The following is a 16,516-nucleotide window of genomic DNA, read 5'->3' as shown; positions in this document are numbered from 1 at the left end:
GCATGTTCGAGTTCCGCAAGACCGGCCACCGCCAGCGCCAGACCGTGCTGCTGCGCGCCTGGGTGGCGGGGCTGTTCGCCCTGGCGTGCCTGCTGCTGCTGGCCGGGCGCCTGTGGTATCTGCAGATCGTGCGCTACGACACCCTGTCGGCGCGCGCCGAGCAGAACCGCATCACCATCGTGCCCGTCCCGCCCCGGCGCGGGCAGATCGCCGACCGCAACGGCGCGGTCCTGGCGCAGAACCTGCGGGACTACACGCTGACGGTGACGCGCTCGCAGATCCGGGGCGACATCGGCGACGTGCTCGACCGGCTGGGCGAGCTGGTCTACCTGAGCGAGGGCGACCGGCGCAAGTTCATGCGCCTGTACCAGCAGAGCGGCCGCTACGCGCCGGTCCTGCTGCGCAACAACCTGAACGACATCGAGGCGTCCTGGTTCGCCGTCCACGCCTACCGCTTTCCCGGCGTCAGCCTGGAGGCCCGCTGGGTGCGGTCCTATCCCATGCACGAGTCGGCCGCCCACGTGCTGGGTTTCGTCGGGCGGATCTCCGAGGAAGACCAGCAGGAGCTGGAAGACTCCGGCCAGCTCGGCAATTACCGGGGTACGCTGGTCATCGGCAAGAAGGGGGTCGAGAAGACCTGGGAAAAGGCCCTGCATGGCCGCACCGGGGTCGAGGAACTGGAAGTCACGGCGGGCGGGCGCCCGGTGCGCGAGCTGAGCCGCACGGACCCGGTGCCCGGTTCCAACCTGGAGCTGTCCCTGGACATCGGCCTGCAGCAATTGGCCGAGGCCCAGTTCGCCGGCCGGCGCGGCGCGCTGGTCGCCATCCAGCCGCACACGGGCGAGATCCTGGCCTTCGTGTCCTCGCCGTCCTTCGACCCGAACCTGTTCGTGGACGGCATCGACGTGGAGAACTGGCGCAAGCTGAACGAATCGCCGGACCATCCGCTCATCAACCGGCCGCTGTACGGCACCTACCCCATCGGTTCGACCTACAAGCCCTTCGTGGGGCTGGCTGCCCTGGAAATGGGGCTGCGCTCGGCCCGCGAACTGGTGCCGGACCCTGGCTACTTCGAGCTGGCCGGACAGAAATTCCGCAATGCCGGCGGGGCGGTCTACGGGCCGACCGACATGCACCGGGCCATCGTCGTGTCCTCCGACACCTATTTCTTCTCGCTGGGCGCCCAGATGGACGTGGACGCCCTGCACGATTTCACCAAGCAGTTCGGCTTCGGCCAGATCACCGGCATCGACCTGGACGGCGAGCGCCGCGGCGTGCTGCCGTCCCGCGATTGGAAGCGCAAGACCTACAAGAAGCCCGAACAGCAGCACTGGTACCAGGGCGAGACCGTGTCGGTCACCGTGGGACAGGGCTACAACGCCTTCACCCTGCTGCAGCTGGCGCAGGCGACCTCGGTGCTGGCCAACGACGGCATCTACATGAAGCCGCACCTGGTGCGCCGGATCATCGACCCGCTCACCGGCCGGTTCAGCTACCCGGTGGTCGGGCCGCAGTACACCATCGACCTGAAGCCGGACAATCTGCGCGTGATCCGCGAGGCCATGGTGGACGTCGTGCGCAAGGGCACGGCGCGGCGTGCTTTCGAGGGCGCGGCCTACCAGGCGGCCGGCAAGACCGGCACGGCCCAGGTCTACAGCCTGCGCGGCGCCAAGTACAAGGCGCACTCGGTGGACGAGCGCCTGCGCGACCACGCGCTGTTCATGGCCTACGCCCCGGTCGACGACCCCCAGATCGCGGTGGCCCTGATCGTGGAAAACGGCGGCTGGGGCGCTTCCGTGGCCGCGCCGATCGCCCGGACGGTGTTCGATTACTGGCTGGATCCGGCCCGCGCGGCGCAGCGGCGCGAGCGCCTGCGGGCGGAGCGGGCCGCGCGGGATGCCCAGGCGGGTCCGGCGCCGGCGGCCTCCCCGGGCCGGCCCGACGCGCAGCCGGCTCCCGACGATGAAGGGGCGCCCGAACCGTCCCCCTTGCCCGACGAGGCCTCGGCGCCCGAGGACGGCGCCCAGGAGGAGAACCCATGAAACTGATCGTGCAGGCGGTGCGCCGCATGTTCGCCGTCCTGGACTGGCCGCTGCTGGTCCTGCTGGTGATCATGGCCCTGGTCGGCATGGCCACCATGCATTCGGCGGTGGGCAATACCGATTGGCGCTTCGCCGACCAGCTGCGCAATTTCCTGCTGGCGTTCGCGGCCATGTGGGCCGTCGCGCTGCTGCGCCCGGCCTGGATCATGCGCTCGGCGCCGCTGTTCTACGCGCTCGGGGTGGGGCTGCTGGTGGCGGTCATGCTGTTCGGCGAAACCAGCAAGGGCGCGACCCGCTGGCTGAACCTGGGCATCGCGCGCATCCAGCCCTCGGAAATGATGAAGATCGCCGTGCCGCTGATGCTGGCCTGGTACTTCCAGCGCCAGTCCGCGAACCGCTTCCGCGTCCTGGACTTCCTGGTGGCCGGCGTGCTGCTGGTGGTGCCGGCGGGGCTCATCATCGACCAGCCGGACCTGGGCACGGCGCTGCTGGTGCTGGCCTCGGGCTTCTGCGTCATCTATTTCGCCGGCCTGTCGTTCAAGCTGCTGATCCCGGCGGTGCTGGCGGTCACGCTGGCGCTGGGGACGCTGGTGGCCTACGAGGACCAGATCTGCCAGCCGGAGGTGGACTGGGTGGTGCTGCACGACTACCAGAAGTACCGTGTCTGCGTGCTGCTCAATCCCGGCTCGGATCCGCTGGGCAAGGGCTTCCACACCATCCAGTCCATGATCGCCGTGGGCTCGGGCGGCCTGTACGGCAAGGGCTACATGCAGGGCACCCAGACGCACCTGGATTTCATCCCCGAGCGGACCACGGACTTCATCTTCGCCGTGTTCGCCGAGGAATTCGGCCTGTACGGCGGCGTGACGCTGCTGGTCCTGTACGCGCTGCTGGTGCTGCGCGGCCTGACCATCACCGCGCGGGCGCCCACCCAGTTCGGGCGGTTGCTGGCCGGCGCCATGTCCATGATGATGTTCGTCTACGTCTTCGTGAACATCGGCATGGTGACCGGGGTGCTGCCGGTGGTGGGGGTGCCGCTGCCCTTCATGAGCTACGGCGGCACGGCGCTGATGACGCTGGGCGTGGCCTGCGGCCTGCTGATGAGCATCGGCGCGCACCAGCCGCGCCCGGATCCCTGACCGGTCAGCGCGGCAGCGGCGTGTCCGCGTACAGCCCGGCCAGCAGCCGGGCGACCGGCGCCGGCATGCCGTGGGCGTCCAGGTTCCCGATGGGTGCCCAGGCCCGGCCCTCGCCGGCCGCCGTGGGCGCGGCGCCCGGCAGCCGCAGCCAACAGGGCTGGATGCGCAGCCGGAAATGTGTGAACACGTGGTCGATCGCCGCCAGCGCCAGCGGCGTCCCGGCCGCGGCCAGGCCGGCGCAGGCGGCTTCCAGCGCGGCGGCGTCCTCGAATTGCGGCAGGGTCCACAGGCCGCCCCAGATGCCCGTGTCCGGCCGGCGCTCCAGCAGCACCCGGCCATCGCACTCCGCGATCAGCATCCAGCAATGGCGCAGCGGCTGCGCCCGGCGCGCGCGCGGCGTCGGCAGTTCGTCCTGGCGGTTCCGGATCCGCGCCTGGCAGTCCGGCGCCAGCGGGCAGCGCGCGCAGTCGGGCCGCGTCCGGGTGCAGATCGTGGCGCCCAGGTCCATCTGGCCCTGGGTGTAGGCCGCCATGTCCAGGCCGGCGGGCGCGGCGTCGATCAGCGCCCGCGCGTGCTCCCAGAGCCGCCGGACCGTGCGTGCCGCCGCGGGGTCGCCCTCGACGGCGAAATAGCGCGCCAGCACCCGGCGCACGTTGCCGTCCAGGATCGGCGCCCGCTCGCCGTAGGCGAAGGCGGCAACGGCGGCGGCGGTCGAGGGGCCGATGCCGGGCAGCCGCGCCAGTTCGGCGGCGGTGGCGGGGAAGCGGCCGCCGTGTTCGTCGCGCAGGACCTGCGCGCAGCGGTGCAGGTTGCGCGCGCGGGCGTAGTAGCCCAGGCCGGCCCAGGCCCGCAGGACCGCGTCCTGCGGCGCGTCGGCCAGGTCGACGACGGTGGGGAACAGGGCCAGGAAGCGCTCGTAGTACGGGACGACGGTGGCGGCCTGGGTCTGCTGCAGCATGATTTCGGACAGCCAGATGCGGTAGGGATCGCGGGTGCGCTGCCAGGGCAGCCCGTGGCGCCCGGCCCGGCGCTGCCAGGCGGCGATGCGGGAAGCGGCGTCGGCCGGCGCGCCCGCCGGCCCGGCGGGCGGGGCGGAGGCGTCCGGGCGCGGGGCCGTGGCGGTGCGGCGCGCCATCAGAACCGGGTGCGCCGCGTGACCGACAGGCGTGCGGCGACGGCGCCCAGCAGGGCGACCAGCAGGCCGGACAGCAGCAGGTCCGGGGCGGCCGGCAGGCGGATGGCCCAGTCCACGCCGTAGCTGCGGGCGAAGCCGCCCAGGATCGTGTTCAGCGGGGTCAGCGCCAGCCAGGCCAGCAGCAGCGCCAGCAGGCTCGCGGCCAGGCCCGTCAGGGCGCCCAGGTACAGGAAGGGGCGGCGGACGAAGGACTCGGTGGCGCCCACCAGCCGGGCGACGGCGATTTCCTCGCGCTGGGTCAGGGCCTGCAGGCGCACGGTGTTGAACACGGTCGCCAGCACGACGACGACCACCGCGCCCGCCAGCATGCCCAGGCCCATCCGCACGAAGGAGAGCAGGGATTCCAGGCGCCGCACCCATTCGCTGTCGAGCTGGATTTCCTCGACCTCCGGCCACTGGCGCCAGGCCTGCGCCAGGTCGGCCGCCTCGCGCGCCGGGGCGTCGGAATCGCGCAGGGTGACGATGAGGGCGTCGGGCAGGGGGTTGTCGGGCAGGGCGTCCAGCGCCCGGGCCCAGGTCGGATCGGCGCGCAACTGGGCCATGGCCCGGTCGCGCGGCATCAGCCGGGCCTGGGCGATCCGCTCGCCGGCCTGCTCGCGCACGCGTGCAAGCAAGGCTTGCTGGGCCGCGGGCGGCGTGCCGGATTTCAGGAACAGGGTCAGCTCCGGCGCGACCGCCAGTTGCCGGGCCAGCGGCTGGCTGGACTGCAGGACCGAGGCGCCCAGGATGGGCACGGCCAGCATCAGGGCGATGACCGCGATGTTGGCCAGGGACGAGAAGGGGTGCTGGCGCAGGCGCCGCAGCGCCACCCCCAGGGCATAGCGGTGGTGCCGCAGCCACTTGTTCATGCGATCACCCCCGGGATGTCTTCGAAGCGGCCGGCGTCGATGCGCAGGGTGCGCCGCGCGTAGCGGGCCATGAGGGCGGTGTCGTGCGAGGCGATCAGGGTCGTGACGCCGACCTGGTTGAAATCGCGGAATACGTCCATGATGCGGGTGGCGCTGTCGTGGTCCAGGTTGGCGGTGGGCTCGTCGGCGATCAGGATGGCGGGCCGGCCCACGATGGCGCGGGCGATGGCCAGGCGCTGCTGCTCGCCGCCGGACAGTTCGATGGGCGACAGGTCTTCCTTGCCGCGCAGGCCGACCTTTTCCATGGCGGCGCGGGCGCGGGTCGCCGCCGTGGCGCGGTCCAGGCCCAGCACGGCCAGCGGCAGCATGACGTTGTCGAAGGCGTTGCGGTCGAACAGCAGGTGGGCGTCCTGCAGGATCAGGCCCACGGTGCGGCGCAGGTAGGGCAGCGTGCGCGCCGACAGCCGGTCGATGCGGTGGCCGTTGACCGTGACGGCGCCCCGGCTGGCGGGCTCCAGCCCGCCGACCAGCTTCAGCAGGGTGGACTTGCCCGCGCCCGAAGGCCCGGAGACGAAGACGAATTCCCCGGGCGAGATGCCGAAATTGACGTCGGCGAGGATGTTGCGCCCCCGGCCGAAGGATTTGAAGACGTGCTGAAATTCGATCATGCGTGCCTGGTGTGCCTAGCGGGTCGATCCGGGTCCGGGCCGGCGGGTTCCCGGGCCATGACGAAACCCGGTCGCCATGATGGGTGCAGGGATATCCCGCATGTTTCACGCCTGCGGTGGCAGGCTACGATCTAGGCCAGACGGACCAATTCCACGAGATTGTATTCCGTGTTGTTCAACGCCACTTGCTCAATCGGGAAAGGATGACTATGAAATTGATGAAACTCGCAGCCGTCAGCGCGGCGCTGCTGTTCGCCGGCACGACCGCCCAGGCAGGTGAAACCTACAACGCCGTCAAGGCGCGCGGCTTCGTCCAGTGCGGCGTGAACGCCGGTCTGCCGGGCTTCTCCCAGGCGGACAGCAAGGGCGTCTGGAAGGGCATCGACGTCGACATGTGCCGCGCCGTGGCCGCCATGGTGTTCGGCGACGCCACCAAGTTCAAGGCCACCCCGCTGACCACCCAGCAGCGCTTCACCGCCCTGCAGTCCGGCGAAGTCGACGTGCTCACCCGCAACACCACCGCCACCATGACCCGCGACACCACGCTGGGCCTGATGAGCGCCGGGATCAACTACTACGACAGCCAGGGCGTGCTGGTCAAGAAGAGCCTGGGCGTGAAGAGCGCCACCGAACTGGGCGGCGCCGCGGTCTGCGTGCTGCAGGGCACCACCACCGAGCTGAACCTGGCCGACTGGTTCCGCGCCCACAAGCTCGACTTCAAGCCGGTCGTGATCAACACCTCCGAAGAAGGCTTCCGCACCTTCGAGTCCGGCCGCTGCGACGTGGTCACCAGCGACAAGTCCCAGCTGGGCAGCCTGCGCGCCTCCTCGGCCACGCCGGACGACTACATCATCCTGCCGGAAGACTTCTCCAAGGAACCCCTGGGTCCCATGGTCCGCCAGGGCGACGACGAATGGTTCATGGTCGTGCGCTGGGCGCTGAACGCCATGATCGAAGCCGAGGAATACGGCATCGATTCCAAGAACCTGGACGAGATGCTGAAGAGCCCCAACCCCAACATCCAGCGCATCCTGGGCGTGTCCGGCGACATGGGCAAGGGCCTGGGCCTGGACAAGAAATGGGCCTACAACATCATCAAGCAGGTCGGCAACTACGGCGAATCGTTCGAGCGCAACATCGGCATGGGCTCCCCGCTCAAGCTGGAACGCGGCCTGAACGCCCAGTGGACCAAGGGCGGCGTGATGTACGCCTGGCCGATCCGCTGATCGCCTGATCCGGTCTTCGGTCCTTTCGGCCGCCGGGGTTCTCCCGGCGGCCGGGTTCCGGCGGCGGCCGCCGCCTTCACCGCCCGCATCCTATGACTCAAACAACACATCGCGCACCCAGGGCGCCACGCAGGCGCTGGTCCTGGAACGATCCGGCCACGCGCGCGCTGATCTACCAGGTCCTGATCCTGGGCCTCGTCGCCCTGGGCGTGTGGTACCTGGCTTCCAACACGCTGCACAACCTGGCGGCGCGCAACATCTCCACCGGCTTCGCCTTCCTGCACGAGGAAGCCGGTTTCGCCATCGGCGAATCGATGGTGGAATATTCCCCCGCGGACACCTATGGCCACGCGGTCGTGGTCGGCCTGCTGAACACCCTCAAGGTCTCCGTGATCGGGGTGATCGCCGCCACCCTGTTCGGCACGCTGCTGGGCATCAGCCGCCTGTCGAAGAACTGGCTGATCTCGCGCCTGGCCGGCCTCTACATCGAGGTCATGCGCAACATCCCGCTGCTGCTGCAGCTGTTCTTCTGGTATGCCCTCATCACCGAGATCATGCCCGGTCCCCGGCAGGCGCTGCAGCCCTTGCCGGACGTCTTCATCTCCAACCGTGGCCTGAAGATCCCCTGGTTCAAGGGCGACGCCATGGACTGGATCTTCGGCGGGCTGGCGCTGGCCATCGTGCTGAGCGTGCTGCTGGCCCATTGGGCGCGCCGCCACCAGGACGCCACCGGCAAGATCTTTCCCCTGGGGCGGGCCGCCCTGGGCCTGCTGGTCGTGGTGCCCCTGCTGGCTTTCTGGGTCAGCGGCGGTTCCCTTGAACTGGACCGGCCCGAGCTCAAGGGCTTCAACTTCCAGGGCGGCCTGAACATGTCGCCGGAATTCTCGGCGCTGCTGCTGGGGCTGGTGACCTACACCTCGGCCTTCGTGGGCGAGGTCGTACGTTCCGGCATCCAGGCCGTCAACCAGGGCCAGTGGGAAGCCGCCTCCTCGATCGGCCTGTCGCGGGCGCGCACCCTGCGGCTGGTGGTCCTGCCCCAGGCCATGCGGGTCATCATCCCGCCCATGACCAGCCAGTACCTGAACCTGACGAAGAACAGTTCCCTGGCCGTGGCCATCGGCTATCCCGACATCGTGGCCGTCACCAACACCATCCTGAACCAGACCGGGCAGGCCATCGAGGGCATCATGATCATCATGGCGGCCTATCTGGTGGTCAGCCTGTCGATCTCGATCTTCATGAACTGGTACAACAAGCGCATCGCGCTGGTGGAGCGATAGATGGACCGCACACTCCCTGGCACCGATCGCCTGCCGCCGCGCGCCGACATGGGCGTGCTCGGCTGGCTGCGCAGCCGGCTGTTTTCCTCGCCGCTGAACGCGATCCTGACGATCCTGGCCCTTTGGGTCCTGCTGCTGGCGATTCCGGCCCTGATCGACTACCTGTTCGTGAAGCCCGACTTCGCCGCCACGACGGCGGCCCAGTGCCGGGAAACCGGCGGCTACTGCTGGGCCTTCGTGCGTGAAAAGCACCGCCTGATCCTCTTCGGCATCTATCCCTACGACGAGCAATGGCGCCCCCTGCTGGCCTCCCTGATCCTGATCGCGACGATCGTCTGCAGCTGCATCCGCTGGTTCTGGAAGCCGTTCCTGGGGCTGATGTGGGTGGTCGCCCTGGTGGCGGTCGGCGTGCTGATGTGGGGCGGGATTCTGGGCCTGACCTACGTGGAAAACGCCAAGTGGGGCGGCCTGCCGCTGACCCTGATCCTGTCGACCTTCGGCATCGCCTTCGCCTTTCCCTTCGGGCTGCTGCTCGCCCTGGGACGGCGCTCGCACATGCCGGGCGTCAAGGCCGTATGCGTGGTCTACATCGAGCTGATCCGCGGGGTGCCCCTGGTCAGCCTGCTGTTCATGTCCTCGGTGATGCTGCCGCTGTTCCTGCCGGAAGGCTTCTCCATCGACAAGCTGCTGCGCGCTCAGATCGCCATCATCCTGTTCGCGGCGGCCTACGTGGCCGAGACCGTGCGCGGCGGCCTGCAGGCCATCCCCAAGGGCCAGTACGAGGGCGCCGATTCCCTGGGCCTGGGCTACTGGCAGCAGATGCGCAAGATCATCCTGCCGCAGGCGCTGAAGATCGTCATCCCGCCGCTGGTGGGGATCTTCATCTCCCTGTTCAAGGACACGTCCCTGGTGGTGATCATCGGCATCTTCGACCTGACCCAGGCGGCCAAGGCGGCCGTGTCCGACGCCGTCTGGCGCGGCTTCAGCACGGAATCCTACCTGTTCATCTCGGTCATCTACTTCATCTTCTGCTACTCGATCTCGCGCTACAGCCTGTCGCTGGAACGCAAGCTGGATCAGGGGCAGCATCGTTAATCTTCGTACCGGCGGGGCCCTGGTCCCGCCGCAGGAGCCTCCGCCCATGTCGGAACCCATCATCCGCCTGCAGAACGTCAACAAGTGGTACGGCCAGTTCCACGTCCTGAAGGACCTGAACCTGGACGTCGCGCCCGGCGAGCGCATCGTGATCTGCGGACCCTCCGGGTCGGGTAAGTCGACCATGATCCGCTGCATCAACCGCCTGGAGGAACACCAGGAAGGCCAGATCATCGTCGACGGCACGGAACTGACCAACGACCTCAAGCAGATCGAGGCCATCCGCCGCGACGTCGGCATGGTGTTCCAGCACTTCAACCTGTTCCCCCACATGACCGTGCTGGAAAACCTGACGCTGGGGCCGGTCTGGGTGCTCAAGCGCCCCAAGGCCGAGGCCGAGGCGACCGCCATGAAGTACCTGGAACGGGTGCGCATCCCCGACCAGGCGAACAAGTTCCCGGGCCAGCTGTCCGGCGGCCAGCAGCAGCGCGTGGCCATCGCCCGGTCCCTGTGCATGAACCCCAAGATCATGCTGTTCGACGAGCCGACCTCCGCCCTGGATCCGGAAATGGTCAAGGAAGTGCTGGACGTCATGGTCGAGCTGGCCGAGGAAACCGGCATGACGATGCTGTGCGTGACCCACGAAATGGGCTTCGCGCGCAAGGTCGCCGACCGGGTGATCTTCATGGACCACGGCGAGATCATCGAGGAGAACGCGCCGGACGAATTCTTCGACAATCCGAAGAACGAGCGCACCAAGCTGTTCCTCAGCCAGATCCTGCACTGAGCGCGCGGTTCCGGCCGCCGGGGCGGATCACCGCGCCCGGGCGGCACCCCGCGAGTGCCTGCCTGGCCGCGGCGCATGCCAGCCGTCCGGCCCGCCCGCCTGGCGGAAATTTCCTGTCTCGTTTGGCAGCATCGGCTTACACCGCCGCCGGGGCTTCTTGCTACGCTGTCCACGTCCCCACAACAAGGAGAATGCGATGCGCACAGCAACGGAACGGGCCGCCCGGACGGCGGTGATCGGCAGCCTGGTGCTCTTGACGGCCTGCGCCAACATGTCGCCCCAGGGCCAGAACACGGCGGTCGGGGCCGGCGCGGGCGCCGCGCTCGGCGCGGGGCTGGGGGCGCTGATCGGCGACAGCAGCCAGGCCGCCCTGATCGGCGCCGGCATCGGCACCGTGGTGGGCAGCGTCGTCGGCTACAACTGGAAAGGGGTCAAGCAGGACGTCGAGAAGTCCGGCGCGTCCAGCCTGGGGATCGCCGTCATCGAGATGCCCGACGGCACGCTGAAGGTCAACATCCCCAGCAACGTTTCGTTCGACACCAACAAGGCCGTGCTGAAGCCGGAACTGCTGCCGGTCCTGGACAGCGTGGCCCGGGCCCTGAGCCAGCATCCCGAACTGCGCGCCAAGGCGATCGGCTACACCGATTCCACCGGCACCGACGCCATCAACGTGCCGCTGTCCCAGCGCCGGGCCGGCGCGGTGACGCAGTACCTGGCGGGGCAGGGCGTGGCCGCCGACCGGCTCACGGCCGAGGGCCGCGGCGCCGCCAACCCGGTGGGCGACAACAACACCGTGGAAGGCCGCGCCCTGAACCGGCGGGTGGAACTGTTCCTGTACGCGGTGAAATAGGGACGAGGCGTCAGCCAGTCTCCGCGGGCTGGCCGGCGCCTGGCGCAGCCTTCACGCCTTCTGGTAGATTTCCGCCCCCTGGCTGATGAACTCCGCCGACTTCGCCGCCATGCCCTGTTCCAGCGCGGCGGCCTCGTCCAGGCCGTTTTCCCTGGCGTAGTCGCGCACGTCCTGGGATATCTTCATGCTGCAGAACTTGGGTCCGCACATGGAGCAGAAGTGCGCCACCTTCATCGAGTCCTTGGGCAGGGTTTCGTCGTGGAAGGCGCGCGCCGTGTCCGGGTCCAGGCCCAGGTTGAACTGGTCTTCCCAGCGGAACTCGAAGCGCGCCTTGGACAGGGCGTTGTCGCGGATCGCCGCGCCTGGGTGGCCCTTGGCCAGGTCGGCCGCGTGGGCGGCGATCTTGTAGGTGATGATGCCGTTCTTCACGTCCTTCTTGTTGGGCAGGCCCAGGTGCTCCTTGGGCGTCACGTAGCACAGCATGGCCGTGCCGTACCAGCCGATCAGCGCCGCGCCGATGCCCGAGGTGATGTGGTCGTAGCCCGGCGCGATGTCCGTGGTCAGCGGGCCCAGGGTGTAGAACGGCGCCTCGTGGCAATGCTTGAGCTGCAGGTCCATGTTCTCGCGGATCATCTGCATGGGCACGTGGCCCGGTCCCTCGATCATCACCTGCACGTCGTGCTTCCAGGCGACCCGGGTCAGTTCGCCCAGCGTGCGCAGCTCGGCGAACTGGGCCTCGTCGTTGGCGTCGTAGCCGGACCCCGGACGCAGCCCGTCGCCCAGCGAGAAGCTGACGTCGTAGGCCTTCATGATCTCGCAGATGTCCTCGAAGCGTTCGTAGAGGAAGCTTTCCTTGTGGTGCGCCAGACACCACTTGGCCATGATCGAGCCGCCGCGCGACACGATGCCCGTCATGCGGCTGGCCGTCATGGGCACGAAAGGCAGGCGCACGCCCGCGTGGATGGTGAAGTAGTCCACGCCCTGCTCGGCCTGCTCGATCAGCGTGTCGCGGAAGATCTCCCAGTTCAGCTCCTCGGCGATGCCGCCGACCTTCTCCAGCGCCTGGTAGATCGGCACGGTGCCGATGGGCACCGGCGAATTGCGGATGATCCATTCGCGCGTTTCGTGGATGTGCTTGCCGGTGGACAGGTCCATCACCGTGTCGCCGCCCCAGCGGATCGCCCAGGTCATCTTCTCGACTTCCTCGCTGATGTCCGAGCGGATGGCGGAATTGCCGATGTTGGCGTTGACCTTGACCAGGAAGTTGCGCCCGATGGCCATGGGTTCGACCTCGGGGTGGTTGATGTTGGCCGGAATGATGGCGCGGCCGCGGGCGACCTCGTCGCGCACGAATTCGGGCGTGATGCGTTCGGGGATGGACGCGCCGAAGGACTGGCCGGGGTGCTGGCGGGTCAGGCGCTCGGCCAGGCGGGCGCCGTCCGGGCCGCTGCGGCGCAGGGATTCGACGTACTGTTCGCGGCGCAGGTTTTCGCGGATGGCGACGAATTCCATTTCCGGGGTGACGATGCCCCGGCGGGCATAGTGCATCTGCGACACGTTCGCGCCGGGGCGGGCGCGGCGCGGGGGGCGCTTCAGGTCGAAGCGCAGCGCGTCCAGCTCCGCGTCGGCCAGCCGGGCGCGGCCGTACTGGCTGGTCAGGCCGGGCAGCTCCTCGGTGTCGCCGCGCTCCAGGATCCAGGGCAGGCGCGGGGCGGGCAGGCCCTTGCGGATGTCGATGACGGCGTCGGGGTCGGTGTACGGGCCGCTGGTGTCGTAGACTGTCAGGGGCGGGTTGGCTTCGCCGCCGAACAGGGTGGGCGTGTCGTCCTGGCGGATTTCGCGAAAGGGCACGCGGATGTTGGGCCGGGATCCGGTTTCGTAGATCTTGCGGGATTGCGGCAGCGGTTCGATCGCGGCCAGGTCGACGGTGGCGCGGGCGGCCAGGAATTGCGGATTGGCGTTCAAGATGTAGCTCCAGGTTCGAAAAGGATTCGGAAATGGAGCCGAGTCGGGGAGGGGGGAAGCGCGTTCCGGAGGGAATGGTTCCGGGCATGGATGGAACCGGTGAGGAAACCGCGCACGCTCCCAGCATCGGCATTATCCGTACTGGTACGAAGGGTTTCTCTCAACACGCCGGCCAAGCCGGCGAGTACCCCTGCGTGGAAGGGAGTATACCTGCCTTTCGCCGCCGGGCCGTCCCTACTTTTTTCCTGAAATCAGCAGGCTGTCGATCAGCGCGCCGACGGCGCTTTCCACCACCAGGCGGTCCTTGCGGGTCAGGGTCCAGAATTGCCGGGGATCGATCGAGGGGAAGGGCCAGGCGCCTTCCCCCACGGAGCCGGCCGCGCCGGGCGCCGGCGTCATGTCGCCCAGGCCCCGGCTCAGCCAGTAGATGTCCACTTCCAGGACCTGGGCCAGGTTCAGCAGCTTTTTCGGCGATTGGCGGGTGCCGTTCTCGTAGCTGGAGATGGCGCTTTGAGACAGGCCGCAGGCGCGCGCCAAGGTCTCCTGCGACAGGCCGCGCAGGAGCCGGGCGTGCCGGAGCCGTTCTGCAAAGGTTTCCACCCGCCCATTGGACTAAAAATGACAATCACGTTGGTGTTCGTGAAATAATACTTTTGTAATATTTAGCAGACATTCGGGGGAGAAATGTATGCGAGACCGCCGGGTTTGGGCGTTGGCGCCGGACGACAACGCCGAGTTGCAGTATCTGCGGGCACTGGGCTGCCAGGTGCGGCGCTGCGGGTCCATCGAGGACGCCGACCGGGAAACGATCCGGACCGGCCTGCTGTCCAGCGATGCCGTGCTGCTGATGGCGGACGCGGCCTCCAATTGCAGGACGGCGCGGCTGGCGCGCGGCATGGGCCTGCCGCTGGACATGGTGGCCGTCATGGGTCCCGCGCGCCGGGGCGAGCTGACGGCGCTGCTGCGGGTCGGGGTGGACTGGGTCATGCGGCAGGACGACTCGCCGGCCCTGCTGGCCGCCGTCCTGCGGACCTTGCGCCTGCGCCGCCTGGATCATGCCGCGGACGCGGCGGGCCTGGTGCGCCATGGCATCGGGCCCTGGACCCTGGAGGACCAGGGCTGGAGCCTGCGGCATCGCGACGGGGCTTCGCTGCGCCTGACGGTCTCGGAGCGCGCGATCCTGGTCTGCCTGTTCGAGGCGCCCGGCCACGTCGCCAGCCACGCCATGCTGAACCAGGCCCTGCTCCAGGGCTGGCGGCACGCCTACGGACGCCGGCCGCACGACCCCAAGCCGCGCGGCGTCATCAGCCGCCTGCGCTGGCGGGGCTTGCAGGCCGGCATGGAACCGCCGATCGAATCCCTGCGCGGCTATGGCTACGTCTGGGAAATCTGATCCGGCTGCCGCCGGCCCGGGCGTTCAGCGGTAGCGCTGGACGCCCAGGTCGTCGTGACGGATGTCGGTCGGCTTGCCGGACACGATGTCCGCGATCAGCCGGCCGCTGCCGCAGGACATGGTCCAGCCCAGCGTGCCGTGGCCGGTGTTCAGGAACAGGTTGCCCAGCCGGGTGGGGCCGACGATGGGGGTGCTGTCGGGGGTCTTGGGGCGCAGGCCGGTCCAGAAATGCACGTCGCCCGGGGTGTAGCTGCCCGGGAACAGATCGTTCAACACCATTTCCAGGGTCCGCTGGCGGCGCGGATCCAGGGCCGTGTCGTAGCCCACGACCTCGGCCATGCCGCCGACGCGGATGCGCTGGTCGAAGCGGGTCAGGGCGATCTTGTAGGTCTCGTCCAGCAGGGTGGACACCGGTGCCCGTTCCGGATCGGCGATGTCCACGGTGATGGAATAGCCCTTCATGGGATAGACGGGGATGTCGACCAGGCCGCGCAGCAGCAGGGGCGAATAGGATCCCAGGGCGACCACGTAGGCGTCGGCCCGCTGCGGGCCGGACGCGCATTGCACGCCCGTGACGCGGTCGCCCGCCGTCAGCAGGGACTGGATGGTCTCGCCGTACTGGAAGCGTACGCCCGCGGCCTCGGCCAGCCGGGTCAGGGCCTGGGTGAACAGGCGGCAGTCGCCGGTCTCGTCGTCCGGCGTGCGCAGGCCCCCGACCAGCTTGTGGCGGACCTGGGCCAGCGCGGGCTCGTACTGGGCCAGCCGGTCGCCATCGACCAGTTCGTGGGCAACGCCGGCCTCGCTCAGGGCCTGGACGTCGCGCTGGGCATCGTCCATCTGCTTCTGTGTGCGGAAGACCTGCAGCGTGCCCTGGCGCCGACCCTCGAACTGGATGCCGGTGTCGGCCTGCAGCGCGTGCAGGCACTGGCGGCTGTAGGCCGACAGGCGCAGCATGCGTTCCTTGTTGGCGGCGTATCGGGCCGGCGTGCAGTTGCGCCACATGTCCAGCATCCAGCGCAGCTGGAACAGGCTGCCGTCGGGCCGGATCGTCAGCGGCGCGTGCGGCGTGAACAGCCATTTGAACGCCTTCAGCGGAATGCCGGGCGCGGCCCAGGGCGAGGAATAGCCGAAGGACAGCTGGCCGGCGTTGCCGAAGCTGGTTTCCTCCGCCACGCCATTCTCGCGGTCGATCACGGTGACTTCATGCCCTTGCCGGGCCAGGTAATAGGCGCTCGTGACGCCCACGACGCCCGCCCCTAGAACCAGAACCTTCATGATGCATCCTCAGTGGATTAATTTTTCATGATGATAGGCAATGTACCCAGGTAAATTTTTATGAAAAAATCAAGTTTTCATGAAAACACACAGGTATAGGCGAGGGCCGGTGCGGGTGCGCAGGACAAAATCCTGGTGCGCCGCACAGCGCCCGTTCCACGGGGGCGTCCGGGCGGATTTTCCGCGCGCGGGCGCGAACCCGGGCCTTCGCCGATTTCCCCGTTCCGGAGAATGATCATGCGCGTGCAAAAGGAATCCGTCCATGCCCTGGACAAGATCGACCGCCGCATCCTGGACCTGCTGCAGCAGAACGGCCGCCTGTCGATGACCGAGCTGGCCGACGCGGTGGGGCTGACGGTGACGCCCTGCATCGAGCGCGTGCGCCGCCTGGAGCGCGACGGCGTGATCACCGGCTATCACGCGCGGGTGTCGCCCGCCGCCCTGGACGCCGGCCTGCTGGTGTTCGTGGAAATCAGCATGTCCAGCAAGTCCGGACGCACCTTCGAGGACTTCCGCCGCGAGGTGCTGTGCGTGCCGCAGGTGCTCGAATGCCACCTGGTGTCCGGGGACTTCGACTACATGATCAAGGCCCGGATCAAGGAAATCGGCCAGTACCGCAATCTGCTGGGCGAGATCCTGCTGCGCCTGCCGGGCGTGACTCAGACCAAGAGCTGCGTGGTGATGGAGGAGGTCAAGGAGACCCAGTTCATCCCGGCGCAGCGCTAGGCCCTATGCACCGCCGCTCGCTGCGTT

15 protein-coding genes are annotated in these 16,516 nt (G+C 68.6%); 9 read left to right on the top strand and 6 right to left on the bottom strand.

Going from position 1 to position 16,516, the window contains the following annotated elements:
* Positions 1 to 2: 2 nt before the first annotated feature.
* Both mrdA and rodA read left to right on the top strand, forming a co-directional pair.
* Positions 3 to 2,042 carry a penicillin-binding protein 2 gene (mrdA, locus tag ACFO27_RS08780; protein ID WP_376817010.1) on the top strand — a complete coding sequence of 680 codons (2,040 nt, stop codon included), beginning with the start codon at positions 3 to 5 and terminating at the stop codon, positions 2,040 to 2,042.
* On the top strand, positions 2,039 to 3,181 hold the full coding sequence (gene rodA / locus ACFO27_RS08775) for a rod shape-determining protein RodA (RefSeq protein ID WP_323026111.1): 1,143 nt from the start codon (positions 2,039 to 2,041) through the stop codon (positions 3,179 to 3,181). Before mrdA ends, rodA begins: the two co-directional genes overlap by 4 nt.
* Positions 3,182 to 3,185: 4 nt before the next feature.
* Here the strand turns inward: rodA and mutY are convergent, their stop codons facing one another.
* The 3 genes from mutY to ACFO27_RS08760 are packed head-to-tail and all read right to left on the bottom strand — an operon-like array spanning position 3,186 to position 5,892.
* A complete protein-coding gene (gene mutY / locus ACFO27_RS08770) occupies positions 3,186 to 4,316 on the bottom strand; it encodes an A/G-specific adenine glycosylase (RefSeq protein WP_376817009.1) in 1,131 nt (376 codons plus the stop codon).
* Positions 4,316 to 5,224 (bottom strand): cell division protein FtsX, encoded by a 909-nt coding sequence (locus ACFO27_RS08765; protein WP_376817008.1) that lies wholly within the window; start codon positions 5,222 to 5,224, stop codon positions 4,316 to 4,318. Before ACFO27_RS08765 ends, mutY begins: the two co-directional genes overlap by 1 nt.
* A complete protein-coding gene (locus ACFO27_RS08760) occupies positions 5,221 to 5,892 on the bottom strand; it encodes a cell division ATP-binding protein FtsE (protein ID WP_376817007.1) in 672 nt (223 codons plus the stop codon). Before ACFO27_RS08760 ends, ACFO27_RS08765 begins: the two co-directional genes overlap by 4 nt.
* Positions 5,893 to 6,101: 209 nt before the next feature.
* Between ACFO27_RS08760 and ACFO27_RS08755 the strand changes: the two genes are divergently transcribed.
* From ACFO27_RS08755 to ACFO27_RS08735, 5 genes are all read left to right on the top strand, one after another.
* Complete coding sequence (locus ACFO27_RS08755; protein WP_376817006.1) at positions 6,102 to 7,118, top strand: amino acid ABC transporter substrate-binding protein; 1,017 nt, start codon at positions 6,102 to 6,104, stop codon at positions 7,116 to 7,118.
* Positions 7,119 to 7,210: 92 nt separating this feature from the next.
* On the top strand, positions 7,211 to 8,398 hold the full coding sequence (locus ACFO27_RS08750; protein WP_376817005.1) for an amino acid ABC transporter permease: 1,188 nt from the start codon (positions 7,211 to 7,213) through the stop codon (positions 8,396 to 8,398).
* Positions 8,399 to 9,493, top strand: a complete 1,095-nt coding sequence (locus ACFO27_RS08745; RefSeq protein WP_376817004.1) for an amino acid ABC transporter permease — start codon at positions 8,399 to 8,401, stop codon at positions 9,491 to 9,493. It abuts the gene before it with no gap.
* Positions 9,494 to 9,539: 46 nt separating this feature from the next.
* Positions 9,540 to 10,280, top strand: coding sequence for an amino acid ABC transporter ATP-binding protein (locus tag ACFO27_RS08740; protein ID WP_376817003.1), 741 nt, complete (start codon positions 9,540 to 9,542; stop codon positions 10,278 to 10,280).
* Positions 10,281 to 10,476: 196 nt separating this feature from the next.
* Positions 10,477 to 11,130 carry a YiaD family glycine zipper/OmpA-like lipoprotein gene (locus ACFO27_RS08735; RefSeq protein ID WP_376817002.1) on the top strand — a complete coding sequence of 218 codons (654 nt, stop codon included), beginning with the start codon at positions 10,477 to 10,479 and terminating at the stop codon, positions 11,128 to 11,130.
* Positions 11,131 to 11,181: 51 nt separating this feature from the next.
* Here the strand turns inward: ACFO27_RS08735 and thiC are convergent, their stop codons facing one another.
* Together thiC and ACFO27_RS08725 are read right to left on the bottom strand one after the other, a co-directional pair.
* Positions 11,182 to 13,095: a phosphomethylpyrimidine synthase ThiC gene (gene thiC, locus ACFO27_RS08730; protein WP_376817001.1), complete on the bottom strand. Its 1,914-nt coding sequence runs from the start codon at positions 13,093 to 13,095 to the stop codon at positions 11,182 to 11,184.
* A 234-nt stretch (positions 13,096 to 13,329) separates the two neighbouring features.
* Entirely contained in the window at positions 13,330 to 13,695 is a 366-nt protein-coding gene (locus ACFO27_RS08725; RefSeq protein ID WP_376817000.1) for a helix-turn-helix domain-containing protein, read from the bottom strand.
* 88 nt (positions 13,696 to 13,783) lie between these two features.
* Here ACFO27_RS08725 and ACFO27_RS08720 point away from each other — a divergent pair, with 88 nt between their 5' ends.
* A complete protein-coding gene (locus ACFO27_RS08720; protein WP_376816999.1) occupies positions 13,784 to 14,488 on the top strand; it encodes a hypothetical protein in 705 nt (234 codons plus the stop codon).
* A 24-nt stretch (positions 14,489 to 14,512) separates the two neighbouring features.
* Here ACFO27_RS08720 and ACFO27_RS08715 read toward each other — a convergent pair whose 3' ends face one another.
* Positions 14,513 to 15,763, bottom strand: coding sequence for a D-amino acid dehydrogenase (locus ACFO27_RS08715; protein WP_376816998.1), 1,251 nt, complete (start codon positions 15,761 to 15,763; stop codon positions 14,513 to 14,515).
* 237 nt (positions 15,764 to 16,000) lie between these two features.
* On the opposite strand from ACFO27_RS08715, the gene ACFO27_RS08710 reads away from it, so the two are divergent.
* Entirely contained in the window at positions 16,001 to 16,489 is a 489-nt protein-coding gene (locus ACFO27_RS08710; RefSeq protein WP_323026123.1) for a winged helix-turn-helix transcriptional regulator, read from the top strand.
* Positions 16,490 to 16,516: the final 27 nt, after the last annotated feature.

The sequence above is a fragment of the Castellaniella denitrificans genome (assembly GCF_042653765.1).
Classification (GTDB): domain Bacteria; phylum Pseudomonadota; class Gammaproteobacteria; order Burkholderiales; family Burkholderiaceae_B; genus Castellaniella; species Castellaniella denitrificans.
Note: the sequence above shows the minus strand (reverse complement) of the source record. Positions and strands in the feature narration are given on the sequence as shown.